The sequence below is a fragment of the Salinifilum aidingensis genome, from assembly GCF_054782015.1.
On record NZ_BAAGTH010000003.1, the window covers coordinates 144,799 to 168,235 of the forward strand.

Consider the following 23,437-nt stretch of genomic DNA (forward strand, 5'->3'; position numbering starts at 1 on the left):
CCGACCCGGCTCGGCTCAGTCGAACGGGAAGATGCCGCTCGGTGGCTGGTCGGAACTGGTGCCGGTGGCGCTCTCGTCGTAGTCGCCGACGTGGAGCGTCACCGACTGGTTCTTGTCCAGCTTCTGCCCGGACGAGGGCGAGGACCCGATGACCTTGCCGTCCATGTCCTCGTTGCCGGTCTTCCTGTTCTGCTCGTTGATGTCGCCCTGCCAGCCCTGGCTCCTGAGCTGCTGCTCCACCTCCTCGGGCGAGGATCCCCGCACCTGCGGCATGGTGATCTTCTTGCCGGTGGAGACGTGGAGCGTCACCTGTTCGCCCGGGCGGGCCTGCGAGCCCCCGGAGGGGGACTGCTCGATCACGGTGTCCTGCGGCTGGTCGGCTTCGCGGTCCTGGCGGACGACCTTGAAACCGGCGCCCTCCAGGTAGGCCTTCGCCGTGTCGAAGGGCTGGCCCTGCACGTCGGGCACTTCCTGCGTCTGCGGTTCGGTACCGATGGTGACCTGGATCGTGGTGCCCGTGTTGACCTCGCTGCCGCGGTTGTTCCAGTCGACGACCTTGTCCACGAGGTTCGGGTCCTCGGTCTCCCGGTACTCCGGGTTGTAGCCCATCTTCAGGCCCTGGCCCTGCAGCTTCTGCGCGGCCTGGTCCATGCTCAGCCCGGTCAGGTCGGGCACCTGGACCTTCTTCGGTCCGACGCCGGAGCAGATGGTGACCGTGGTGTTCGCCTTGACCACCTGCGCGCCGGGGGAGGGGTCCTGCTTGATGACCCGGTTGATCTGCTGGGGCGAGGAGTAGCAGTCCGTCTGGTTCAGCTGCCAGTTGCGCTGGTTCGCCAGGTTGACGGCCTCGCCCTTGGCCCTGCCCTCGAACTTCGGAACAGCGATGCGCTCCGGCTCGTCGGAGGTGAGCGTCGTCGCCGCGAACCAGCCGACCAGGGCCAGCACGGCCACGCACGCGGCGGTGGTCAGGGCGATGAGCCACCCCTTGCGCCGCTTGCGCCGGTGCTCGCCGTCGGCCACCTCCTCCGGTGGGACCGGTTCCTGCGCAGCGGTGTGGTCGGGTTCCGGGTCGGCGTCGGCGAACATCGCGGTGCGCTCCTCGTCGGACATGACGAGCGGAGCGTTGGGCCGCTGGCCGGAGAGCACGCGCACCAGGTCGGAGCGCATGTCCGCCGCCGAGTCGTAGCGGTTCTCCGGGTTCTTGCTGAGCGCCTTGAGCACCACCGCGTCCAGCGGCGGGGGGACGCTCTGGTTGAGGTCGGACGGCTTGCGGGGCTGCTCCCGCACGTGCTGGTAGGCCACCGCGACGGGGGAGTCGCCGGTGAACGGCGGTTCGCCGGTGAGCAGCTCGAAGAGCACGCAGCCCGCCGAGTACACGTCGCTGCGCGCGTCGACCGCCTCGCCGCGCGCCTGCTCGGGGGAGAGGTACTGGGCGGTGCCGATGACCGCGGCGGTCTGCGTGACCGCCGCCTGCTCCCCGGCGAGCGCGCGGGCGATGCCGAAGTCCATCACCTTGACCGCGCCCGACTCGGTGATCATGATGTTCGCGGGCTTGACGTCGCGGTGGACGATGTCGTGCTTGTGGCTGAAGTCCAGTGCCGCGGTCGCGTCGGCCATGACCTCCATCGCCCGGCGCGGGTTGAGCGGCCCTTCGGTCTTGACGATGTCCCGAAGGGTCCGCCCCTCCACGTACTCCATGACGATGTAGGGCAGCGGGCCGTTCTCCGAGTCGGTCTCCCCGGTGTCGTAGACCGCCACGATCGCGGGGTGGTTCAGCGCTGCCGCGTTCTGCGCCTCCCGGCGGAACCGCAGCTGGAACGTCGGGTCGTTGGCGAGATCGGCCCGCAGGACCTTGACCGCCACGTCCCGGCCGAGTCGGATGTCGCGGCCCCGGTGCACTTCGGACATTCCGCCGTACCCGAGGGTGTCCTCGAGCTCGTAGCGGTTGGAAAGAAGTCGCGGTGAACTCATCGAAGTGTCGTTCCGATCCGTGTCAATGATCGTCCCATCGTGCCGACTCGCCGTGCGCCCCTGCTAAGGGCTGCCACGGGGCGTTTCGGCGGTGTGTACGGTTCCCCCGACCTCGTCACGTGTCCGTCCGGTCGTGACCGTGACGTCCCTCGTCCCACTATCGGCGGTAACGGTGAACCCGTCCGTGTCAGTATGCCGTTGCGCAGTGTGACCCACTGCCGCCGTCGAAACCAGGTCGGTGTGTGCGATCCGGGATTCGGACGAAACCGGCGACGGGAGGGCGTCCCGCGCGGATCCGCCGCGCAGCCACAGCAGCGCGGTGCTTCCGAGAACGACCAGTACCAGTGCGGCGAACACGATCGCCACCCAGAATACGGCCCGGTTCACCTGCCGCGGCTGAGGTGGAGCCGGGTGCCGCGGAGGCCCGGCACCCGGGTTCGGGGGAGCCGGTGGTTGGCCGGGCACCACCCCCGCCGGATAACCCCCCGCCGCAGGCGGGGGAGCGGGGTGCTGGCCCGCCGCAGGCGGGGCAGCCTGCGGCTGTGCAGCCTGCTGGGGGGCAGCCTGCTGGGGCACCGGCTGCTGTTGTCCCGGTTGCTGCTGCGGTACGTGCGGACCGGGTGCGGTGAATCCCACGGGCGCCGCCTGACCGGGCGCCGCCTGACCGGGCGCCGCCTGACCGGGCGCCGCCTGGCCGGGCGCCGCCTGACCCGGGGGGACCGGCGCGGACTGCACCGGAGGTCCGGGCTGGGGCGGGGCGCCCAGCGCTGCCGGCGCGGGCACGGGCCCGCCCGCGCGCACGCCCGCCACCGCCCCCGCGAACTCCCCGCCGTCGGCGTAGCGCTGGCGCGGGTCCTTCACCAGGGTGGACTCGACCAGCTGCCGCACGCCGCAGGGCACGTCCGGCGGCAGCGGCGGCGGCACGTCGCGGATGTGCATCATCGCGACGGTCACGGCGTTGTCGGACAGGAACGGCCGGTGCCCCATGAGGCACTCGTAACCGACCACGGCCAGCGAGTAGACGTCGCTGGACGGGGTGGCGTCGCTGCCGAGGGCCTGTTCGGGGGCGATGTAGTGCGCCGTGCCCATCACCATGCCGGAACGCGTGACCGGGGCGGCGTCGGCGGCCTTGGCGATGCCGAAGTCGGTGAGCTTCACCGTTCCGTCGGCGGTGATGAGGATGTTGCCGGGCTTGACGTCCCGGTGCACCAGGCCGCGTTCGTGCGCGGCCTGCAGCGCGCGCCCGGCCTGCTCGAGCATGTCGAGCGTGTGCTCGGTGCGCACCCGGCCCTCGCGGGCGAGGATGGCGGCCAGGGGTTCCCCCTCGACCATCTCCATGACCAGGTAGGCGGTGTCCTCCGCCCCGTCCTCGGCCGCGGAGGTCTCCCCGTAGTCGTGGACCGCGGCGATGCCGGGGTGGTTCAGCGCCGCGGTGGTGCGCGCCTCGGTGCGAAACCGGTGCAGGAATTCGGCGTCACCGCACAGTTCCGGCTTGAGCACTTTGACCGCGACCGCGCGGTCCAGCCGGACGTCCACCGACTGCCACACCTCGCCCATGCCGCCGACGGCGATGCGGTGGCGCAGCCGGTACCGGTCGGCGAGCAGCTGCCCGGAAGTGAGCACCGATCAGCCACCTCCCTGCAGTCCGGCTCGGATCACTTCGCGTCCGATCGGGGCGGCGATCGACCCGCCGGTGGCCTCGGCGCCCTCGTCGCCGCCGTTCTCCACGAGCACGGCGACCGCGATCTGCGGATTCTCCGCCGGCGCGAAGGCCACGTACCAGCCGTGCGGATCGGAACCCTGGCCGTGCTGGGCCGTACCCGTCTTGGAGGCGATCTCCACGCCCGAGATCTTGCCGGAGCCCGAGGTGTTCTCCTCCGACTGCAGCATCATGTCCCGGATCTGGTGGGCGACCTCCGGCGAGGTGGCCCGGCCGAGCTTCTCCGGCTGGAAACCGTCGATCTCGGACATGTTCGGCGCGCGCGTGCTCTGGACCAGCTGCGGCTTCATGACCTCGCCGTCGTTGGCCACCGCCGCGGCCATCATCGCGTTCTGCAGCGGGGTGACGCGCACGTCGCGCTGGCCGATGCCGCTCTGGTACAGCGCGGCCTGGTCGGGCATCTCGCCCATGCTCGACTGGGCCGCGTCCATGGGCACGCTCAGGTCCTTGCCGAACCCGAACGCGGCGGCCTTCTGCCGCAGCGCGTCGGCGCCCACGTCGCCGGCGATCTCGGCGTAGGCGGTGTTGCAGGAGTGCGCCAGCGCCGCGGTCAGCGTGTTGCCCTGGCACTGCAGGTTCCCGTAGTTCGGCAGCGGCACGCTCGTGCCGGGCGGGGTGATCTCCGCGGCGTCCTGGACCCGGCTCTTCGGCGTGTAGCCGTTCTCCAGCGCCGCGGCCGTGGTGATCAGCTTGAACGTGGACCCGGGCGGGTAGGTCTCGTCCACGGCGCGGTTGACCATCGGCCCGTCCGGGTCGTCCTCGTAGTTCTGCCAGGCGTCGACGGCCGCGTCGCGGTTGTGCGTGGACACCTTCGCGGGGTCGTAGGACGGGGCGTTGGCCATCGACAGGATCTCCCCCGTCTGCGGGTTCAGCGCGACCACCGAGCCCTGGTAGCCCTTGCTGGTGAGCTGCTCGTAGGCGGTGCGCTGCATGTCCGGGTCGATGGTGAGCTCGACGTTCCCGCCGCGCGGCTCCTTGCCGGTGATCGTGTCGGACAGCCTGTTGAACGCCATGCTGTCGTCGGTGCCGTTGAGGATGTCGTCCTGGCCCCGCTCGATCCCCTTGGAACCGTAGATGAACGAGTAGAACCCGGTGACCGGGGCGAACGCGGGTCCCTCCGGGTAGTTCCGCGCGTACTCCAGCGGTTCCTGCCCCGTCTTCGACGAGTTGGCCAGCGACTGGCCGTCGGCGATGATCTGCCCCCGCTGGTGCGAGTACTCGGCGTAGAGGCTGCGCTTGTTGCGCGCGTCGTTGTTGTACTCGTCCGCCTGGATGACCTGCTTGAAGGTCACGTTGCCCATGAGCAGCACGACCATCGCCATCATCGCCAGCGCCACCCGGCGCAGGGGCTTGTTCATCGGGGACGCTCCACCAGTTCGGTATGTGCTTCCGCGATCGGCGTCTGCGGTTGCTTCGGCCGCGCCGGCTCCTGGGGCCTGCGGGCCGCGTCGGAGATGCGCAGCAGCAGGCCGATGAGGATGTAGTTCGCCAGCATCGACGAACCGCCGTAGGCGAGGAACGGCGCGGTCAGGCCGGTCATGGGGATGAGGGCGGTCACGCCGCCGACGACGACGAACACCTGCAGCGCGATCGTGAACGACAGGCCGCCGGCGAACAGCTTGCCGAACGAGTCCCGCACGGTCAGCGCGGTGCGCAGGCCCCGCATCATCATCAGCAGGTACACCATGAACAGCGCCATGAGGCCGACCAGGCCGATCTCCTCACCGACGGCCACCGTGATGAAGTCGCTGATCGCCCACGGGGTGAGCCCCGGCATGCCCTCACCCAGACCGGTGCCGAAGATACCGCCGTTGGTCAGGCCGAACAGACCCGTGCGCAACTGGTAGCCGGGGTCGTAGCCGTCCGCTGCCTGGGCGAGCGGGTCCAGCCACGTCTGCACGCGCACGCGGACGTGCGAGAACAGGTAGTACCCCATGACGCAGCCGCCGGCGAACAGTCCCAGGCCCAGCGTGACCCACACCATGCGGCCGGTGGCGATGTAGATCATCGCCAGCACGATCCCGAACATGAGCAGCGAGGTGCCCAGGTCGCGCTCGAGCGCGACGATGCCGACGGACAGGCACCACGCCACGGCCACCGGCATGAGGTCGCGCGCCCGCGGGAGGTCCACGCCCAGGAAGCGCCGTCCCGCGGTGGTGAACAGCTCCCGGTGCGTGACCAGGAACGCGGCGAAGAACACCAGCAGCAGGATCTTGGCGAACTCGCTCGGCTGCAGCGACAGCGGTCCGAGGAGCAGCCACCGCTTGGCGCCGTTGCGCTCGGAGATGCTCGACGGCAGCAGGCCGGGCAGCGCCAGCAGCACCAGACCGACGAACCCGCTGGTGTAGCTGTAGCGGGCGAGCACCCGGTGGTCCTTGAGCAGCACCAGCACCAGGACCATGGCGACGACGCCGGCCGTGGTGTACAGGATCTGCTTGCCCGTGTAGGGCGCGCCCACGACCCCCGCGTAGTCGAGGCGGTGCAGGATCACCAGGCCGAGCCCGTTGACCAGCGCCACCAGCGGCAGGATGAGCGGGTCGGCGTGCGGGGCCCAGCGCCGGACGGCGAAGTGCGCCGCGAGGTACAGCGCCAGGAACGCCAGCCCGTAGTAGGCGAGCTCCGCCGTGACCGCCTGCTCCTGGCTGAGCTCGACCAGCATGAGCGCGATGCTCATGATGAAGCTGGCGAAGACCAGCATGAGCAGTTCGACGCCCCGCCGGGTGCTGGGCCGGGGCGCCGCGGACTCCTCCGGTGTCTGCGCACCGGTTCCGGCAGCGGCTTCGGACATCAGCTCACCGTCCGGCACGTGACGCCCGGCTCGTACTCCTCGGTCTGCAGCGGAGTGGGCTCATCGGCCGCGTTCGGGTCCGGGGCCTGCGGGTCCTGCTGACCCGGCTCCGGCGGGGGTGCCGTGCCGTTCTGCGGCCGGTCGCCACCGTTCCGATCCCCGTTGGGGGGCCGGTCACCGGGCTGCTGCTCCGGGGGCTTCGGCGTGGGGCACTCCGGCAGCAGGGCCGTGGTGCGCAGCCGCACGATCGCCTCGCGGGCGGCCTGCAGGTCGCCCACCTCGGTGATCCCGTTGCGCAGGTCCGGGCGCTGCGCCTCCTGCACGTCGCCGACCTCGATCGGTTCGCAGTCCGGCGGGGCGTCCGCGGGGCAGGAGCCCTCGACCTGCCTGCTCAGCGACATGCCGAAGGCGCTGCCCTGGATGCCCTGGTAGATGACGACTTCGTCGGACCGGTTCACGCCGATGTAGTACTGGTTGGTGACCCACCAGCGGCCAACCAGGGCGATACCGGCCAGGGCGACGAGCACACCGCACAGCACCAGCAGCGGGGCGAGCCAGCGCCTGCGGCGGCGGCCGGCCTCCGGCGGTGGTGCGGTGGGTGCGGACTGCGGCGTGTGGGCCTGCTGCGGCTGGGTGACCGCGGAGGCCCGGGCTGCCGACGAGTCCGGCTGCGGGTGCTCATCGCCATTTCCCGCGGCCCCCCCGACGATGGGGGCGTTCTCGCCGAACTCGACGTCGGCGACGTCGGCGACGATCACGGTGACGTTGTCCGGCGCGCCGCCCTTGAGGGACAGCTCGATGAGCCGGTCAGCGCACTGCTGCGGGTCGGGGATGCGGAGGGCTTCCCGGATCGTCTCGGTGCTGACCGGGCCGGTGAGCCCGTCGGAGCACAGCAGGTAGCGGTCTCCGGCGCGGGCTTCGCGCACGGCCAGGCTCGGTTCCACCTCGTGGCCGGTCAACGCGTGCAGCAGCAGGGAGCGCTGCGGGTGGTTGGCGGCCTCCTCCTCGGTGATCCGGCCTTCGTCGATCAGCGACTGGACGAAGGTGTCGTCGTGCGTGATTTGCGTGAGCTCGCCGTCCCGCACGAGGTATGCGCGCGAGTCGCCGATGTGCACCAGGCCCAGCTTGCTGCCCGCGAACAGCGCCGCGGTGAGCGTGGTCCCCATGCCCTCGAGCTCGGGGTCCTCGGACACCAGCTCGGAGATGGCGCTGTTGCCGGCCAGCACCGCGTCGCGGAGCTGGCCGAGCAGGTCGTCGCTGGGCTCGTCGTCGTCCAGTGGCGCGAGCGCCGCGACGACGACCTTGCTGGCCACTTCACCGGCGGCATGGCCACCCATACCGTCCGCGAGGGCGAGTAGTCGTGGGCCGGCATAGACCGAGTCCTGGTTGTTGGAGCGAACCAGACCCCGGTCGCTGCGGGCTGCGTAGTGAAGGACGAGGGTCATGAGCGCAGCTCGATCACCGTCTTGCCGATTCTGATCGGAACTCCGAGCCGGACCTCAGTTGGCCCTGTGACCTTCGCCCGATCGAGGTATGTGCCATTGGTAGAGCCTAGATCTTCCACGTACCACGTGCTGCCACGGAGCGACAGTCTCGCGTGTCGTGTCGAGGCGTAGTCGTCGTCGAGCACCAGCGTGGAGTCGTCGGCTCGGCCGATCAGGATCGGTCGGCCGTCCAGCGAAATGCGAGTGCCTGCCAACGCGCCGTGGGTCACCACGAGGTTCCGCGGTGCCTTGTTCCGCGGTGCCTTGTTCCGGCCTCGGGACTGCTTCGGCTGCTTCTTGCCGCCGAGCTTGCCCGAACCGGGCACCGGGGCACGCATCCCGGAGGCCGAGAACAGGTCGGAACGCACCACGCGCAGCGCGGCCAGCACGAACAACCAGAGCAGGGCGAGAAACCCTGCTCTGGTCAGCTGAATCACCAGCTCTGGCACCTGTTGTGACGCTCCTACTCTCCTCCGGGGACGGGTGGCCCGCCCGATCTCACATCGGCTGCGAGCGGAAGACCAGGGAGGAGTGCCCGACCCTGATCACGTCCCCGTCAGCCAGCTGCCAGGTCTGCACCGGAGTCCCGTTGACCGTGGTGCCGTTCGTGGAGCCCAGGTCGGCGAGCATCGCGCTCTGACCGTCCCAGGTGATCTCGATGTGCTTGCGCGACACGCCGGTGTCGGGCAGGCGGAACTGCCCTTCCTGGCCGCGGCCGATGATGTTCGAGCCGTGCTGCAGCGTGTACGAGCGGTTCGATCCGTCGTCGAGGTGCAGCGTCGCCGTGAGCTGCTGCGGGGGAGCCGGGGGCTGCTGCGGGTAGCCGCCGGGACCGCTCGGCGGGTAGGCACCGCCGGGCTGCTGCGGGTACGGCTGCTCGGGGAACCCGCCGGATCCCGGGTAGGCACCCGGTTGCGGCTGCCCGTAGCCGGGCTGGCCGTAGCCGGGGTCGAACGGCGGCTGGCCGTAGCCGGGGTCGTAGGCGCCGGGCTGGCCGTAGCCCTGGTCGAATCCGGGCTGGCCGTAGCCCGGCTGCCCGTAGCCGGGGTCGTAGGCGCCGGGCTGGCCGTACCCGGGCTGGCCGTAGCCCTGGTCGAATCCGGGCTGGCCGTAGCCCGGCTGCCCGTAGCCGGGGTCGTAGGCGCCGGGCTGGCCGTACCCGGGCTGGCCGTAGCCGGGTTGCCCGTAGCCCTGGTCGTAACCGGGTTGTCCGTAGCCCGGCTGGCCGTACCCGGGCTGGCCGTAGCCCGGCTGGCCGTAACCCTGGTCGTAGCCCGGGGGCTGGCCGTACGCAGGGTCGAAACCCTGGTCGTAACCGGGCTGGCCGTAGCCGGGCTGGCCGTAGCCGGGTTGCCCGTAGCCCTGGTCGTAACCGGGCTGCCCGTACCCGTAGTTGGGGTCCTGCCCTTGGCCGTAGCCGTACTGCCCTTGGGCGTACGGATCTCCCTGGGGGTACTGGCCTGGTGGCTGGCTCATGGGTCGGTCTCCTGCGGTACGAGGTTGTGCCGGCCGTCGAGTCACGTCGGGGTCGACGGTCGAGCTGATTCGGAACTGTCCCGTGTGCAGCGTCTCAGAGCGCTCCAGGGAGACTACGACGTCACCATATGTGTCCCACCCCTGTTCGGTGAGATGCTCCTGCACGCACTCGGCGAGGAGGTCGGTTACGCGGTATTCCTCCTCCGTGAGCCGATCGTGATCCGATGGGCTCAACTGCACAACATAGTGGTTACACGCGAGCAGTCGACCACCAGCGAGCTCGCGCACCTGCAGATCGGCTTCCCGCTGCAGGGCTTGCGCGATCTCCTGGGGAACGACCTTCCCCCCGAATACACGCGCGAAGCCGTTACCGACGATGCCTTCGAGTCGGCGCTCGAAGCGCTGCACGAGGCCCACGGCATCTCCCTCCACGCGTACGACTCCCGACGACCATCGTATCCGTGCCAACGTGCGCTGACACTGCCCAGTTCCCAACCTCCCCGGTGAGAAGGCCACCCCCTGGGAAACCCCGTTCGCGGCGGCTGCTAAGCTGTGTAACAGCTACCGCGGAGGGCGGCTTCACGGACGGCTGGTGGCCGGCCGGTCGCTGATCGGGAACGTGAGCACCCCCCACGGTACGCCGAAGAAGCCATCCGGTAGGCTTTTTCGAGCCACGGGCGAGTGGCGGAAAGGCAGACGCGCACGGTTCAGGTCCGTGTGTCCGGAAGGACGTGAGGGTTCAACTCCCTCCTCGCCCACCGAAGTCCCCCCGGCAGTGCCGGGGGGACTTTTCATGTCCGGGCAGTGCACCGCCGCCCGCGACGCGCGGTTGTTCCGGTTCAGCGCGCGGCGGACACCGCCGGCGCGTCGTCGGGCTGCGCGCGGGGTCGAGGTGAATGTCACGCCCGCGCGGCTGTGAGCGTCGCCGCTCGCCGGGCGGCCCGGCGCGGCGGAGCACGCGCCACCGAACCGCGCGCCCGTTGGCCCGACTTCCCGCGAGCCTTCCTCCCGCGTGCGGGAGGCGGCGCTTCGGTGCGGGTGGGGATGTCGGGCCTCGCGCGCGCCCGCGCGCGAGAGGACGGAGGAATTCCTTCCGCCTCTGCCGGGTGGTCCGCGGGCGGCGCTGCCCGCCCGCTCCCGGCCGGGTCCGGTCCTGGGTGAACAGTTCCGTTGCGACCTCTTGGCCGGGCCGCTCACCTGTGCTGAGGTGATGCACATTCCACCGCAGGATCCGCAGGGAGGACGGCGATGGCGGGAAACAGTCGCGACCCCGGGCGCTCGGTAACAGCGCGTGCGCTCAGCGTGTTGACGGCCTTCGACATGGAGCACTCCCGGCTCACCCTCACCGACATCGCGCGCCGCGCCTCGATCCCGCTGGCCACCGCGCACCGCCTGGTGCGCGAACTGGAGCTGTGGGGCGCGCTGCAGCGGGACGCCCACGGGCAGTACACGATCGGGCTGCGGCTGTGGGAGATCGGGCTGCTCGCCCCGGTCAACAGCCGGCTGCGCGAACTGTCCATGCCCTACCTGCAGGAACTGTGCGAGAACACCCGGCACAACGTGCACCTGGCCGTGCGCGAGGGGCTGTCGGCGATCTACGTGGAGAAGCTGAGCGCGCCCCGCGCGGTGCCGATCGTCTCCCGCGCCGGCGGCCGGCTGCCGCTGCACGCCACGGGCGTGGGCAAGGTGCTGCTGGCGCACTCCCCGAGCTCGGTGCTGCAGCAGTGCTGCGCGCAGGGGCTCTCGCGGCACACCTCGTTCACGATCACCGAGCCCGGGAGGTTGACGCGCGAGCTGCGCTCGGTGCGGCACCGCGGCTTCGCCCAGTGCCAGGAGGAGATGACGCTGGGGAACTGCTCGGTGGCCGTGCCCGTCTACCAGGGCGGCGGCGTCGTGGCGGCGCTCGGCGTGGTCGCGCACAGCGCTCGTGCCGATGTGCCGAAACTGGTCAAACCGCTGCTTCCGGCGGCCGAGGCGATCCGCCAGCGGTTGGAGCAGGACCAGCTCGAGGTGAACGCGGTATCGCGGTGAGGCGGTGCCGCAGTTCCGCGGCGGTGCGGGGCTGATTCCCGCTGCGCGGGCGCCGCGGGCGGTCCGCCGGTCGGATCACCTGAATGGCCGCATGGCGGGACCGAAACCCCGTGACCGTTCACCGACCGGCCACCGACGACCGCGCGCCGTCGGTCGCAACGCGCCTGCCAAGCCCGCCCAGTGAGCCTGCCGAGGTGTTTAAGTCAGGTCGAGCCCTGCGCACGTCCGCGACGGCCGACCGCGCGGGGACCCCGGCAAGGAAGAGGGAGGCACAGAGCCGTGACCGGAATGCCCGGACGCGCCGCGGCCGAGACCGACGCGCCGCGTCCTTGCGCGCCGCAGGCCCGCGCGCCCTTCGAAACGTCGAGCACCGTCGGCAGCGTGGCCGAGACCGTGGCGCGCGAACTGGGATGGACGGGGACCGTGCTGCACCCCACGCGCCTGTTGGGGCGGCACGTGGTCCCGGTCGCCGAACTCGTCCCCGAGGCCCACGCCGAGCGGCTGTGCCTGGGGAGCGGCCCCGTGCTCGACCGCAGCGAGGTGGCCACGTGGGTGTGGCCGGAGATGGCGGGACGCGTTCCGCCCGCCGCGGTGCGGTTGAGCGGTGTGCTGGCGCCCGCGCGGCACTGGCGCAGCGCGCTGACCGCGGCAGCGCCGTTCGCGCGCTACGCGGACACGGCGATGGTCGTGTCGCAGGGCGTCGCCGCCGAGCAGGGGTTCGTGGAGAACTGCCTGTTCCGCGCGCGGCAGGCGGGCACCGCTGTGGTGAGTGTGGACGGTGACGCGGTGCGCACCGAGCTCGCCGGCCGGTGCTGGCACGACGAACCGCCGATGGAGCACACCGCGGTCTCCCGGTGGATCAACGAGGTCGTCTACGCCCAGCTCGTCGAGCTGACCGATCCGGCCCCGCGCTCGTGACCGCCGGCTCGGTGAGCACGACCGCGCTGCGACACTCCGCTCGCCGCGACACCGCACGCGGTTGAGCTCCGTTGGATACGGTGGGGCGCATGCGAGTCGCGATCGCCGGAGCGCACGGACAGATCGCGCGGCACCTGACCAGGGAGCTGGTGCGGCGCGGGGACGAAGTGACGGGGTTCGTCCGGAACCCGGACCACGTGGCCGACGTGACCGAGGACGGAGCGCTGCCCCGCGTGGTGGACGTGGAGAACGCCGACGCCCGCACGGTGGCAGGTGAACTGTCCGGTGTGGACGCAGCGGTGTTCGCCGCCGGTGCGGGGCCGGGAAGCGGTGCCGCGCGCAAGGACACCGTCGACCGCGCCGGTTCGGTGCTGCTGGCCGAGGCCTGCGAGACCGCCGGCGTCGCCCGCTTCGTGCAGATCAGCGCGATGGGGACGACGCGGCCGAACCCGCCGGACGTGGGGGAGGTGTTCGGAGCCTACCTGGACGCGAAGCGGGAAGCCGAAGCCGACCTGCGCAGCCGGCAGTTGGACTGGACCATCCTGCGCCCCGGCAGGCTCACCGACGGCGAACCCACCGGGCTGGTGGAGCTGGCGGCTTCCGTCGCGCGCGGTGACGTGACGCGCGCCGACGTCGCCGCGACCGCGGTCGCGGTGCTGGACGAGCGGCGCTCGGTGCGCAAGGCTCTGGAGGTCGTCAACGGCGCCACGCCGATCGTCGAGGCCCTGCGCACCGCGGTGGCGCGCTGATCGCGGCGAGACACACCCCCTGCGGCCGCCCCCGCTCGCGGGAAGGCCGCCGCGCGTGCGCCGCCGCGGGGCGCGTGCCGCCGGTGCGCGGATCCGCGGCGTTCGTCGCGGTTCGGCCCGCGGTGCCGGGCTCAGCAGCGCCCGGCGGGCACCTCCACCGGTCGCGGTGGAGCGCCGTCCGACCCCTCCTCCGCCTCGGAGGGGGCGTTCGGCAGGTCCTGCGCGTCCTCGTCGGCGCGGGATCCGCCGGTGCGGGGCTCCTCGGTGCGGGGGTGGGGAGGGTCCGCGGTCGTGTGCGACTGGGGAATGCGAGCGGCGAGGTAGCCGCGCACGAGTTCCTTGGCCTCGGCGACGAGCACGTCGTCGCCCTCGGGCGCGCGGCGGAAGGCCAGGCGCAGCACCGCGTCCGCGGCTTCGACCGCGACGACGAGCGGGGTGTGCACCTCCGCGGGGTCGAAGCCGAACGTCTCGCTCAGCAGCGTGGTCAGCTTCTCGGCGATGACGACGTTGTTGTCCTTGTTCGAGTCGAGCAGGCGCGGGTCGATGACATCGCCGAAGTGCAGCTGGCTGAAGGCGGGGACCTCGCGGTGCATCGTGAGGTAGACGTCGAACACGGCGTCCACCCCGTCCCACCAGTGCGTGATCTCGAGTTCGGCGAAGTGCTGCGACAGGGTGTGCACGAACCGGTCGACGTTGCGCCGGGTGAGCTCTTGCGCGACGGCGCGCTTGTCCGGGAAGAACTGGTACAGCGAGCCCACGGCGACGCCGGCGCGTTCGGCGATCAGCGTGGTGGTCACCCCGTCGTAGCCCACTTCCTCGATGAGTTCCGCGCAGGCGGAGAGCATCTTCTCCACGCGTTGCGCGCTGCGCTGTTGCACCGGCTTGCGGCGCAGTGGAGCCACTTCGGCGGGCACGGGTCTCTCCTTGGTCGTCGCGCGGTTCGCGGCGGACCGCGAACCGCGGTGGTCTGCAGGGCGATCAGTACCGGAACGGGCGGACCGGACGGACGAACGGGCGTTTCCGCGGTCCGCGTTGCGGCGCCGGATCAAGTCTCTCGGTGATCAAGCTGCCAGTGACATGTGACATGCCGAAAACGATGTGGTCCGAAGGGGTGAGCACGAATGGGTCCATTTGACGGTGGTCCCTGATGCTGTGGCGCCAGTAAGACAGCATGCCGTGGCGGGGATTCCACCGGAAAGAGTTGTCCGTCGTTCATCGGGCCGTTGGCGTTACGCCTTGTGCGTATGCGGTCCGTCATGTTGTCAGAGCACATGGTCACTATCTAGCGTGAAGCAGATCGGTGTGCTCCGTGAGAAAGGTCATCGTGGGTGAACGCGCGGTTGTCACGCATCGACGAGCGCTCGACGAACGGGGCGCCGGGACGCGACGAGCCGCGCGATCGGCGGGGGTGCATCCGCCGAACGCTGCAGCACCGGAGGGCACACCCCCGCGGTGGCTTCCTCGAGACCCCGCTCGGCTGAACGGACCAGCTCGGCGAGCCGCTCGGTCCCGCGCGAAGTCGCCGAACGCGGCCGGCGTGCTCCGCAGCACGGGTCAACCGGCGGTGGGCGTGCGAGCAGTGACGAGGGGGCCATCGGAGTGCTGTCGTTGCCACCCTGCGGAGCGTCCCGGCGGTGCGGTCGCTGCGTCGAGGAGTGCCTCGCGCCCCGGAACAGCGCTGCGCCCCGGAACAGCGCCGGGCACCAGAGCAGCGCCGCGCACCAGAGCAGCGCCGCGCACCAGAGCAGCCCGAGGCACCAGGGCAGCGCCGGGCAGCAGGGCCGTCCCCGGCGCCGCCGGCATCTGAGCCCCGTGTCCGGCAACGTCCTCACCGGCGCGCCGTCCGCTCCCCGCAACCGGTCCGACGCGCATCCCGACGCGCGGGCGGTCCCGGCCACCGCCGCCGCGCCGTGGGAGCCGCTCGCGGCGACCGAGGCCAACGCCGTGCTCGGCGACGGCGGGTACCGGCTGCGCGTGACCCGGCGCGGCGAGCGCCTCGTCCTCGTCGGGCGCGGCGCCGGAACCGGGATCCCGCTGGGCAGCGACCCCAGCTGGGCCGACCTGTACCGCACGCTCATCCGGCTGCGCCGCACCCGACGCCTGCGGGACGCCGCGTGGTTGTACGACCTGATGCGCACGCTGCACGCCGAGGACCCGCCGGACGCGGCTCCGCGGAGCCTGCCCGCCGAACGCGCCGACGTGCTCCCCGCCGACAACGAGGCGCTGTCCCGCCGCTGCGCGATCGCGCTGACCAGGACCGACGGCGGCGTGCACTTCCCCGCGGCGGGCGAGACCGCCTGCGGGGGGACGCTGCTGCGCGGCAACCGCGCGATCCGCCTGCTCAGCCGCAGCTCCGCGGGCGAGCTCGACCGGGCGGGGGTGTGCCGGCAGCTGCGCGGCTGGTCCCGCCTCAGCCGCGCCATCGCCGAGGACCCGATGCTGCGCATGCACTGCGCCGCCGAACCGGCACCCGCCGCCGTGGTGGACACGAGCACGGGCCGGGCCGCGCTGGCGCGCGTGCCCGAGCCGGCACCGCGGCACCCGCAATACCCGGCGGGAACGGTGCGCTGCACGCTGTCCGCGCTGCTGCGCCCCGGCCCGGACGGCGAGCCCGCCCTGCTGCGGCAGGTCCTCGCCAACCGGTTCGAGCGCCGCGAACCCGTGCTGCCGTACTTCCTCGAGCACTTCATCCGCCCGCTGCTGCGGTCCTTCCGGCTCGGCCTGGACACCCACCGCATCGGGCTGTTCGGCGTGCACGAGGCCGACATCGGCTTCGAGCTCTCCCCGGAACTGCAGGCCACCGGCCGGATCGTGCTCGGCGACTACGAACCGATGAGCCTGCCGCCGCACCAGCCGGAGATCACCGGCGGGGTGAACACGCTGAACTCCGTCGTGGACGCGCTGTGCACCGGTTTCGAAGCCTGCCACGGTCAGGCCGAGCAGGTGCGCAGCAGCGCCGAGCGCATCCGCAACGAGGAGCTGCGCTACCTCGAGCCGCGCACGGCGGAGCTGCTGCGCCGTTCCGAACCGCTGCACGACATCGCCCACGCGGTCCCCGCCGAGCAGGACGCGGTCCTGAAGGACGTGCTCAACCGGGTCCAGGAGCGCACCCGTGCGCGGCGGTGGGACTCCCGGCTGCCGCGGCCGGTCGTGGTCGTCGACCTGGACCTGTGCGGGCTGGTGCCGCTGCACCGCATCCGCGAGGCCGTCCGCGCGGTCTCCGGACCGCGCCCCGGCGCGGCCGAGGGCATCGTGGAACTGGCCGGACCGGACTCCCTGCCGCTGCTGCCCACGCACGCCGGCTCCACCTGGCCGCACTTCCTCGAGCGCAGCGGGCTCGCCCGCCGCTACCCGGAGGTGGACTGGTGGGCCGTCTACGCGGAGTTCCGCCGCGCGTTCCACGCCCGCGGCCGGGAGCGCACCGGTTCGGACACGGTCAACGCCGGTCTCGCCCGCTTCGTGTGGGACGTGCGGGACGCGGGCGGGCACGTGGTGTTCTCCACCGGCCGCCGCGAGCGCTGCCGCCGCGCGGTCGAGGACGTGCTCGCCACCGCCGGAGTGCCGGACAGCACGCTGCTGTTCCTGCCGGACGAGCGCAGCGGGCCGGGCTGGCAGCTGCGGGTGGAGAAGCTGCGCGAACTGCCCGATTCCGAGGTTCTCGCGGTGTTCGACGGCCGGCGGGCCCACCGCGCTGCCGTGGTCGAGCAGTTCCCCGGTGCCCAGCCGGTGGCCGTGGAAGTGCCGGGACTGGCGGGGGAGCGGCACCCGGAGCGGGCGCTGCCGGACACCGACCGTGCCGTCGCCACCTTCGAGACGACCCCGCGGCCGCCGGGAACGGTGGCTCCTGCGCGGCTGTCCAACACGCACTCGCTGGAGGAGCTCCAGGTCGGGGCGCTGCGGCGCAACCGGTTGGCCCAGCAGTGGGCCGTCCGGCTCAGCGAGCACGAATCCCGGCTGCTGGTCCGGCGCATCGTGACCGATGTGGACCGCTGCGCCGAGCGGACCGCGCGCACCGCGCTGGACAAGTTCGCCCCCCAGGAGGCCGCCGATCCGGAGGAGCGCACCGAGCGGCGGTTGCGCGCGCTGCACCACGTGTTCACCCGCAAGCAGTTCCTCAAGGGCTCCCGCTCGAACTACCGCGTGGAGCACCTGCGCGCCGACGTCGAGCCGTTCCTGCGCGACGGCGCGCCGATCGACGTGGTCCTGTTCGGCTTCCCGGTCAAGCAGTGCCTGAACCGGCTCAAGGCGCTCGGGCCGCTGCCGGACCTGGCCGAGCTGGGCGCGCTGGCCCGGCTGCGCGAGCTGTCCCAGGCCGTTTCCGCCGTGCACCCGCCCGGGGTGCGGTTCAACATCCTCGCCGACGGCCGGCACTTCCGCACCCGCCCCCACGCGATCACCGAGTCCTACCGGCGCAAGCTCCAGGAGTACATCGAGCTGCTCGGCATCACCGAGCGGACCGCGGTGGAGGAGATCGACGCGGTGGCGGCGAACCGGTTGGGACCCGGCCTCCCGGCGGAGCGGGCGGCGCGGATCTCCCGGCACCGCAAGCGGTTGGCCGAGGCGCTGCGGGGATTCGACATCACGGACAACCCGCTGCGCACCCTGGACAGGGTGCAGGCCGTCGCCGGCTCGATCGGCGACTTCGAACCGCGCATCGCCGGGCTGTTCCGGGAGATGCTCATGTCGCTGGTGTACTCCGTTCCCGTGGTCGTGCCGCCGGGAGCGGACCGGATCAGCTGGTCCACCGCCGTCTACGCCGACGTGTACAACCTGACCGACCCGTCGGTGCCGGCGCGCGTGCGCGAGGCGCGCGCCGGGGTGCTGCGCCGGGCGTGGCAGACCGTGCTGGGGTACCTGGCCACGTTGCAGGTGGACGAGGAGTTCGGCTACGAGCGGATGTTCCCGAACCGGGTGCGCCTGACCGTCACGGCCGGCCGCGAGGGCTGCCTGGGGTTCACCTACCTCGGCGGCTCCGGTCTGCTGCCGTGGCAGGGCACCGGCGTGGTGGACGACCGGGGCCACGTGGCGGTCGACTTCGCGATCTCCCTGCTCGACCGGGGTTTCGTGCCCGTGTTCTCCCCGCTGCTGGGGCCGCGGCAACCGTGGATGATGGTTCCGGCGCAGCGCACCCGGCTCGACGAGTCGGACCTGCTGAGCACGCTCGTGCCCGCGCCGCGCGCGGAGGAGCAGGGTGGCGGGATGCGGTTGGAGGAGGACTTCGCCGCCAGGGTGCGCCTGCGCCGCGGATGAGCTGAAGCGCGCGGTGCTGGGGAGCCCGCGGATCGGTGCTCGTGCACTCGGCCGCACCTGTCCGTCGGGCAAGCGGCGGGGCCGCTTTCCGCGGCACGCGGAGCGACCCAACGCAGGAGGCTCCGCTGCGGGAGGCCGTGCGCAAAACGGCCCAACAGAGCCTTGAGCGCGGCAGGGCCCTGGTGCGGCGGCGCACCTCGCTCGGGGTTGCGAGGCACTCCGCACACCAGGGCCGTGCCATCTCCGGTCTCGTTCGGGGGGCGCGGACCGGAGGGGTGGAGTCCGCGGACCGGTGCCGGTCGGGGGAGGGGAGTGCGGCAGCACCGGCCCGCGGAGGCCGGGGACGCGCGGTTCGCGTCCTGTCTTTCCTGGTTCTGGTCGGTCGGGGGTGCGGAGCGCTCGCCGCCGGTGGCGCCGGGCGCTCCGCGTGCCCGCTCGGGGGCGGTCGTTCGGGGTGTGCTGTTCGGGGTGTCGCCCCGTCCGGGGCGGAACGGCGGCCGGGGTAGCCGGTCGTTCGTCGGGGATTCGGGGTTGTCGGGCTTGTCCGCGTCCGGTTGTCGTGCTCTCCCGGTTCTCCGGCGGGAACCGCGACCGCGCATCGCGTCGGGGTGTGCGATGTGGACGGTCGTGTGCTCGCCGGCGGGCAACCGGCCGGGGTCGCTTTGCCTGGATCGTGTTCCTGCGAGGGCCGCCTCGCGGGGTTCGCAGGGGGTGGTGCCACGGATCGCGGGGTCGCAGTTCGTGGGACCACGGGTGTTGGGTTCACAGGGTTCGCAGGGGGTGCGTGCCGCGCATCCCTCCAGTTCCCGTCCGCGTCGGGGTGTTTCCGCTGTCGCGGCCCCGTCCCGTCTCGCCGGGATCGGCGCCGCCCGGGGTGTTCCCGTGGTGACTAGATTGGAACAGTGCGTGGCGGTTCGCCTAGCCCGGAGGCGATAACCGGGCGGACCGCGACGACGAGCGGTCGGCGGAGTTCACCGCTGCCGATCACCCCGACCGAAGTGCACTTCACCGCTTTGCTGAAGTGCCCTTACCCTGCGACTGACGCCCGTTGAGCGTGAGGGGGCCCGTAATGAGTTCCATCGACACCGGCGACTCGCCCGTTACACCGGACGTGTGGGACGGAGGTCCCATGCGAGAGGCACTGGCGAATCGGGACGTCAGCGCGATCTACCGGCAACTGCGTCGACACGGGGTCTCGCAGCGGCAGATCGCGGCCTCCACCGGGCAGTCGCAGTCCGAGGTGTCGGAGATCCTCAAGGGCCGGCAGGTCATCGCCTACGACGTGCTCGCGCGGATCGCCGACGGGCTGGGGATTCCCAGGGGCTACATGGGCCTCGCCTACGAAGGGGCGATGGTCGGGCGGGTCGCTACCACCAGCGACTCCCAGGTTGAGGAGGACGAGTCGGTGAAGCGGCGGAACTTCCTGTCCCATGCCGCGGCCGTCACCATGGGTGCGGCTGTGTTCGGAGCGGAGAGCGCCAACTGGACGCCTGCCTACGCGCAGACGCCCGCTCCGTCCCGCATCGGCATGACCGACGTGCAGCAGATCCAGGCGGCGACGAAGGCGTTGCGCGACCTGGACTACCGCTATGGCGGCGGGACCTGCCGCGATGCGGTGGTCGCCCAGCTGTCCTGGGCGCAGCAGTTGTTAGAGACGAGCGCGGCCGACAAGGTCCGGACGCAGCTGTTCCGGGCACTGGCCGACATGCACAGCCTCGCCGGGTGGACCTCGTTCGACACGGGCCTGCTGGATCCGGCCCGCGGGCACTTCGGGAAGGCGCTGGAATTCGCCAAGCAGGCCAACGACGACAGCTTGGCCGCCGGCATCCTCTACCGGATGGGCCGGGTTTACCTGCACTACCACGAGCCGAACGAGGCGCTGAAGCTGTTCCAGCTGGGGCAGCTCGCCGCCCAGGACTCCGGATCCCCGCTCACGGTCGCGGTGCTGTGCGCCAACGAGGCGTGGGCCTACGGCATGCTGAACAGGCCGAACCAGGTGCAGGAGATGCTCGGGCGCACCAAGGACGAGTTCACCCGCGCGAACCTCGCCGAGGCCCCCGACTGGGTCCGCTTCTTCGACGAGCACGACCTGCACTGCATGATCGGCTCCGCGCAGGACGCGCTGGCGGTGTTCGACCCGAAGAAGCACGCCCCGATCGCCGTCGCGCACACCATGAAGGCCAACTCCATGTACGGCTCGGACATGCAGCGCTCGCACACCTTCGGGCTGGGCATGCAGGCGACCAACCACATCCGCGCGGGTGACCTGCAGGAGGGGATCAAGGTCGGCCGCCGGGCGCTGCAGGTCGGCGAGCAGGTGAAGTCGCAGCGGGTGGTCGACCGGCTGAAGCCGCTGCAGGTGGAGGCCACCAAGCACCGCATGAACGCGGAGGCCCGCGATTTCGCGGAGGAAGTGCAGCAGTTCCGGAGCTGATCGGGCCAGCGCGGCGCGCCCGACGCAGCCGGACGTCGGTTTGGAGCACATGATTTCCAAGACCCGCCTCGGGTCCGACGGGAGGTCCGTCTCCGCTGGGGGCGGTGGTACCGAGACGTCACCGGCGCGGCCGGTGACGCGGAACCGCCGCTCGCGCGCGCGGCTGTCGATCGCTCTGGCGCAGGTGTGCGCGCAGGCGGGGCTGGACCCCCGCGGTGCGCGGCTGCTCCGGTTCGTCAACAACGCGGTCTTCCGGTTGCGCCGGCACGATGTCGTCGTCCGCATCGTGCTGGCGCCTTCGTTGTCGCACCGGGCGCGCGCGGTCGTGGTGGCGGCGCGCTGGCTCGCCGAGAACGACGTCCCCGCCGTGCGCCTGCTGCCGGACGTGCCGCAGCCCGTGGTGGCGGGCGGTTACGTCGCGACGCTGTGGCGGGCGGTCCCCGACGCGGGGGAGCCGAGCGCGGAGCACCTCGGTTCCCTGCTGCGGGAGCTGCACACCGTCGCGCCCGCGCCGGAGCTGCCCGAGTGGGACCCGATCGCCGACGTGCGGCGCAAGGTCGCCGATGCCGAGGAGCTCTCGGCCGAGGACCGCGCGTTCCTGCTGCACCGGTGCGAATCGCTGCGCAACCGGCTCTCGGCGCAGCGGGCGCGGCTCACCCGCGCGGCGGTGCACGGGGACGCGCACCTGGGCAACGTCATCCTCGGCCCGCGGGGACCGGTGCTGTGCGATCTCGACTCGATGTGCGCGGGCCCGCCCGAGTGGGACATGACACCGCTGGCGGTGGGGCACCTGCGCATGGGGCACCCGCCGGAGCGGTACCGGCGCTTCGCGGCCACCTACGGCACCGATGTCACGGGTCGGCCGGAGTTCCCGCTGCTGCGCGCGCTGCGCGAGCTGAAGATCACGGCGAGCGCGCTGCCGGTGCTGCGCAGCAATCCGCGGATCGCCGAGCAGCTGCGGCACCGGTTGCGCACGATGCGCGCGGGGGACTTGGACACCGCGTGGGCGCCGTACCGCTCGTGCTGACCGCGCGCCGGAGTTGACCGCCCGGGCGATGCCGGCTGCGATTCACCGCCGCTGGGGCACCGCTCGGCGACAGCCGGAGCGTTCTTCCGCTCAGCGGGAAAATCCCAGGTGGATCGTCCGGTCTTCGGCGCGGCCGAATTCGCCCGCCAGTTCGAGGCGGGAGCGGGCCCTTCCGGTGGCTGCCCGAGGCCCGCTCCGCTGCGCCAGCCGATCCGCTGAGGGAGCCCGCGTCAGGTCCTCGTCATCTGCCGGGGCGCCCGAGGCGCAGCGCCAGCCCCGCCCCGATCGCCACGAGCGCGGCGGCACCGGCGATCCACGGCCACGCGGGCGCGCCGCCGCCGGCCTCGGCGCCGTCCGCGGAGCTCTCCGGTGGTGGTGCCGGGCTGCCGCCCTGCTCCCGGGTGAGCCGGAAGGTGATCTCGCCGGTCACCGGGTGCCCGTCGTTGGACAGCACCCGGTAGCCGACGGTGTACTCCCCGGCTGGCCCGAGCTCCCGCACGGGGACGGTCACCTCGTTGTCCCGCACGCGCGCCTCGCCGCCGGTCCAGTGCCCGCCGTGCGGGCCGGTGACGCTGACGGTGTTGTACCCCTCGCGCACGGGCTGGTCGTAGACGAGATGCACGTCGCCGGGTCCGCTGCGCAGCTGCGCACCGTCCGCGGGGTCGCTGTCGACGAGGGTGTTGTGCGCGGAGGCGGTTCCCGCGCCGCCGAGCCCGGCCAGGAGCGTGACCAGTGCCACGACCAGCAGGCGGGCCGGGCGGTGCGGGACTCGTGCCGTCCGGGTGGATCGCGCGCTCGGGGTCACCGCTTGCCTCCTCGGATGCGCAGCAGGGTGCCGAGGGCGATGCCGAGACCGAGCGCGCCGACGGCGAGCCCGGCACCGCCGACCCAGCGGGCGGTGGTGTCGGTGGCCGGTTGTCCCGCGGACTCGCCGGATCCGGTGGCCCGGGCCGTGCCGCGCTCCTGCTCACCACCTCCGCCGCCGCTGGTCAGCTGCACGCTGGGGGCGGGGTGCTCCGGTTCGGGCCGGCCTTCGCCCGCGGGCTGCGCGTCCCAGTTGACGACCTCCCCGCTGTCGTAGGTCTGCGCGGTGGGCAGCACGACCCGGTCGGTGCTCGTCGGGAGCGCGCCGATGCTGACCTCGAACTCGGCGTACTGGTCGGGGCCGATCCGCGTGCCCTCCTGCGCGGTCCAGGTGATGCTGCGGACGACTTCGGTGACCTCGCTGCCGGCGACCTCGACCGGGCGGTCGAGGTGCCGCTTCTCGACGTGCGCGTCCCAGCCGGGCACCGGTTTGGTGCGCACCGAGCTGATGGGGGCCTCCTGCGGGAACCGCACGCGGACGCGCACGGTGCCGGCGTCGGGTCGCTCGTTGGGCACGGTGAAGGTGACGTCGGCGCTGTCCCCCCGCGCGGCGGTGTCCGGTTCGACCGTGACGTGCGCCGCGGCCAGCGGCGCGCCGAGCAGGCCGGTGAGCCCGCACGTCCCGAGAAGTACACCTGATCGGGTGACAAGTCTTTTTGTTGACAACTTTGCGATCGTTCTCCGCGGTCCGGGTTTCGGCGCGAATCGCGCTGGATTCGCGCCGC

General features: G+C 72.1%; 15 protein-coding genes, 1 tRNA gene and 1 pseudogene. 7 read left to right on the top strand and 10 right to left on the bottom strand.

Annotation, left to right across the window (positions count from 1 at the left end; all coding sequences use genetic code 11):
• Positions 1 to 15: 15 nt before the first annotated feature.
• The 7 genes from pknB to ACYVJE_RS05785 form a co-directional block, all read right to left on the bottom strand.
• Complete coding sequence (gene pknB, locus ACYVJE_RS05755; RefSeq protein WP_461143618.1) at positions 16 to 1,971, bottom strand: Stk1 family PASTA domain-containing Ser/Thr kinase; 1,956 nt, start codon at positions 1,969 to 1,971, stop codon at positions 16 to 18.
• Between the two features lie 63 nt (positions 1,972 to 2,034).
• Complete coding sequence (locus ACYVJE_RS05760; protein ID WP_461143619.1) at positions 2,035 to 3,594, bottom strand: serine/threonine-protein kinase; 1,560 nt, start codon at positions 3,592 to 3,594, stop codon at positions 2,035 to 2,037.
• A gap of 3 nt (positions 3,595 to 3,597) precedes the next feature.
• Complete coding sequence (locus ACYVJE_RS05765) at positions 3,598 to 5,049, bottom strand: peptidoglycan D,D-transpeptidase FtsI family protein (protein WP_461143620.1); 1,452 nt, start codon at positions 5,047 to 5,049, stop codon at positions 3,598 to 3,600.
• Positions 5,046 to 6,479, bottom strand: coding sequence for an FtsW/RodA/SpoVE family cell cycle protein (locus ACYVJE_RS05770; RefSeq protein WP_461143621.1), 1,434 nt, complete (start codon positions 6,477 to 6,479; stop codon positions 5,046 to 5,048). Before ACYVJE_RS05770 ends, ACYVJE_RS05765 begins: the two co-directional genes overlap by 4 nt.
• Positions 6,479 to 7,924 (bottom strand): PP2C family protein-serine/threonine phosphatase, encoded by a 1,446-nt coding sequence (locus tag ACYVJE_RS05775; RefSeq protein WP_461143622.1) that lies wholly within the window; start codon positions 7,922 to 7,924, stop codon positions 6,479 to 6,481. Before ACYVJE_RS05775 ends, ACYVJE_RS05770 begins: the two co-directional genes overlap by 1 nt.
• The gene (locus ACYVJE_RS05780) at positions 7,921 to 8,412 is read right to left on the bottom strand and encodes an FHA domain-containing protein FhaB/FipA (protein ID WP_459157803.1); all 492 of its coding nucleotides are present in this window, start codon (positions 8,410 to 8,412) and stop codon (positions 7,921 to 7,923) included. The genes ACYVJE_RS05775 and ACYVJE_RS05780 overlap by 4 nt, the downstream gene beginning before the upstream one ends.
• A 49-nt stretch (positions 8,413 to 8,461) precedes the next feature.
• A complete protein-coding gene (locus ACYVJE_RS05785; RefSeq protein ID WP_461143623.1) occupies positions 8,462 to 9,856 on the bottom strand; it encodes a DUF3662 and FHA domain-containing protein in 1,395 nt (464 codons plus the stop codon).
• 258 nt (positions 9,857 to 10,114) lie between these two features.
• Here ACYVJE_RS05785 and ACYVJE_RS05790 point away from each other — a divergent pair.
• From ACYVJE_RS05790 to ACYVJE_RS05805, 4 genes are all read left to right on the top strand, one after another.
• Positions 10,115 to 10,197: transfer RNA gene (locus ACYVJE_RS05790), tRNA-Leu, on the top strand.
• A 490-nt stretch (positions 10,198 to 10,687) separates the two neighbouring features.
• The gene (locus ACYVJE_RS05795; protein WP_459157805.1) at positions 10,688 to 11,470 is read left to right on the top strand and encodes an IclR family transcriptional regulator; all 783 of its coding nucleotides are present in this window, start codon (positions 10,688 to 10,690) and stop codon (positions 11,468 to 11,470) included.
• A gap of 288 nt (positions 11,471 to 11,758) precedes the next feature.
• Positions 11,759 to 12,388, top strand: coding sequence for a hypothetical protein (locus tag ACYVJE_RS05800; protein ID WP_461143786.1), 630 nt, complete (start codon positions 11,759 to 11,761; stop codon positions 12,386 to 12,388).
• A gap of 89 nt (positions 12,389 to 12,477) precedes the next feature.
• Positions 12,478 to 13,137 (top strand): NAD(P)H-binding protein, encoded by a 660-nt coding sequence (locus ACYVJE_RS05805; RefSeq protein ID WP_461143624.1) that lies wholly within the window; start codon positions 12,478 to 12,480, stop codon positions 13,135 to 13,137.
• Between the two features lie 302 nt (positions 13,138 to 13,439).
• Here the strand turns inward: ACYVJE_RS05805 and ACYVJE_RS05810 are convergent.
• A pseudogene (locus ACYVJE_RS05810) lies at positions 13,440 to 13,982 on the bottom strand (TetR/AcrR family transcriptional regulator); the annotation flags it as partial.
• A gap of 967 nt (positions 13,983 to 14,949) precedes the next feature.
• On the opposite strand from ACYVJE_RS05810, the gene ACYVJE_RS05815 reads away from it, so the two are divergent.
• The 3 genes from ACYVJE_RS05815 (at position 14,950) to ACYVJE_RS05825 (ending at position 21,848) form a co-directional block, all read left to right on the top strand.
• Positions 14,950 to 18,387, top strand: a complete 3,438-nt coding sequence (locus tag ACYVJE_RS05815; RefSeq protein ID WP_461143625.1) for an L-tyrosine/L-tryptophan isonitrile synthase family protein — start codon at positions 14,950 to 14,952, stop codon at positions 18,385 to 18,387.
• Positions 18,388 to 19,456: 1,069 nt separating this feature from the next.
• Positions 19,457 to 20,821 carry a helix-turn-helix domain-containing protein gene (locus tag ACYVJE_RS05820; protein WP_461143626.1) on the top strand — a complete coding sequence of 455 codons (1,365 nt, stop codon included), beginning with the start codon at positions 19,457 to 19,459 and terminating at the stop codon, positions 20,819 to 20,821.
• Positions 20,822 to 20,954: 133 nt separating this feature from the next.
• A complete protein-coding gene (locus ACYVJE_RS05825; protein ID WP_461143787.1) occupies positions 20,955 to 21,848 on the top strand; it encodes a phosphotransferase in 894 nt (297 codons plus the stop codon).
• A gap of 241 nt (positions 21,849 to 22,089) precedes the next feature.
• On the opposite strand, the gene ACYVJE_RS05830 is transcribed toward ACYVJE_RS05825, so the two are convergent.
• Positions 22,090 to 22,653 carry a copper resistance CopC family protein gene (locus tag ACYVJE_RS05830; protein WP_461143627.1) on the bottom strand — a complete coding sequence of 188 codons (564 nt, stop codon included), beginning with the start codon at positions 22,651 to 22,653 and terminating at the stop codon, positions 22,090 to 22,092.
• On the bottom strand, positions 22,650 to 23,378 hold the full coding sequence (locus ACYVJE_RS05835; RefSeq protein ID WP_461143628.1) for a YcnI family copper-binding membrane protein: 729 nt from the start codon (positions 23,376 to 23,378) through the stop codon (positions 22,650 to 22,652). The genes ACYVJE_RS05830 and ACYVJE_RS05835 overlap by 4 nt, the downstream gene beginning before the upstream one ends.
• Between the last annotated feature and the right edge of the window lie 59 nt (positions 23,379 to 23,437).

Coding starts and splice junctions, on each gene's coding strand:
- ACYVJE_RS05805 (WP_461143624.1), top strand. CDS start 12,478: ATGCGAGTCGCGATCGCCGGAGCGCACGGACAGATCGCGCGGCACCTG.
- pknB (WP_461143618.1), bottom strand. CDS start 1,971: ATGAGTTCACCGCGACTTCTTTCCAACCGCTACGAGCTCGAGGACACC.
- ACYVJE_RS05800 (WP_461143786.1), top strand. CDS start 11,759: ATGCCCGGACGCGCCGCGGCCGAGACCGACGCGCCGCGTCCTTGCGCG.
- ACYVJE_RS05765 (WP_461143620.1), bottom strand. CDS start 5,049: ATGAACAAGCCCCTGCGCCGGGTGGCGCTGGCGATGATGGCGATGGTC.
- ACYVJE_RS05775 (WP_461143622.1), bottom strand. CDS start 7,924: ATGACCCTCGTCCTTCACTACGCAGCCCGCAGCGACCGGGGTCTGGTT.
- ACYVJE_RS05770 (WP_461143621.1), bottom strand. CDS start 6,479: ATGTCCGAAGCCGCTGCCGGAACCGGTGCGCAGACACCGGAGGAGTCC.
- ACYVJE_RS05795 (WP_459157805.1), top strand. CDS start 10,688: ATGGCGGGAAACAGTCGCGACCCCGGGCGCTCGGTAACAGCGCGTGCG.
- ACYVJE_RS05820 (WP_461143626.1), top strand. CDS start 19,457: ATGAGTTCCATCGACACCGGCGACTCGCCCGTTACACCGGACGTGTGG.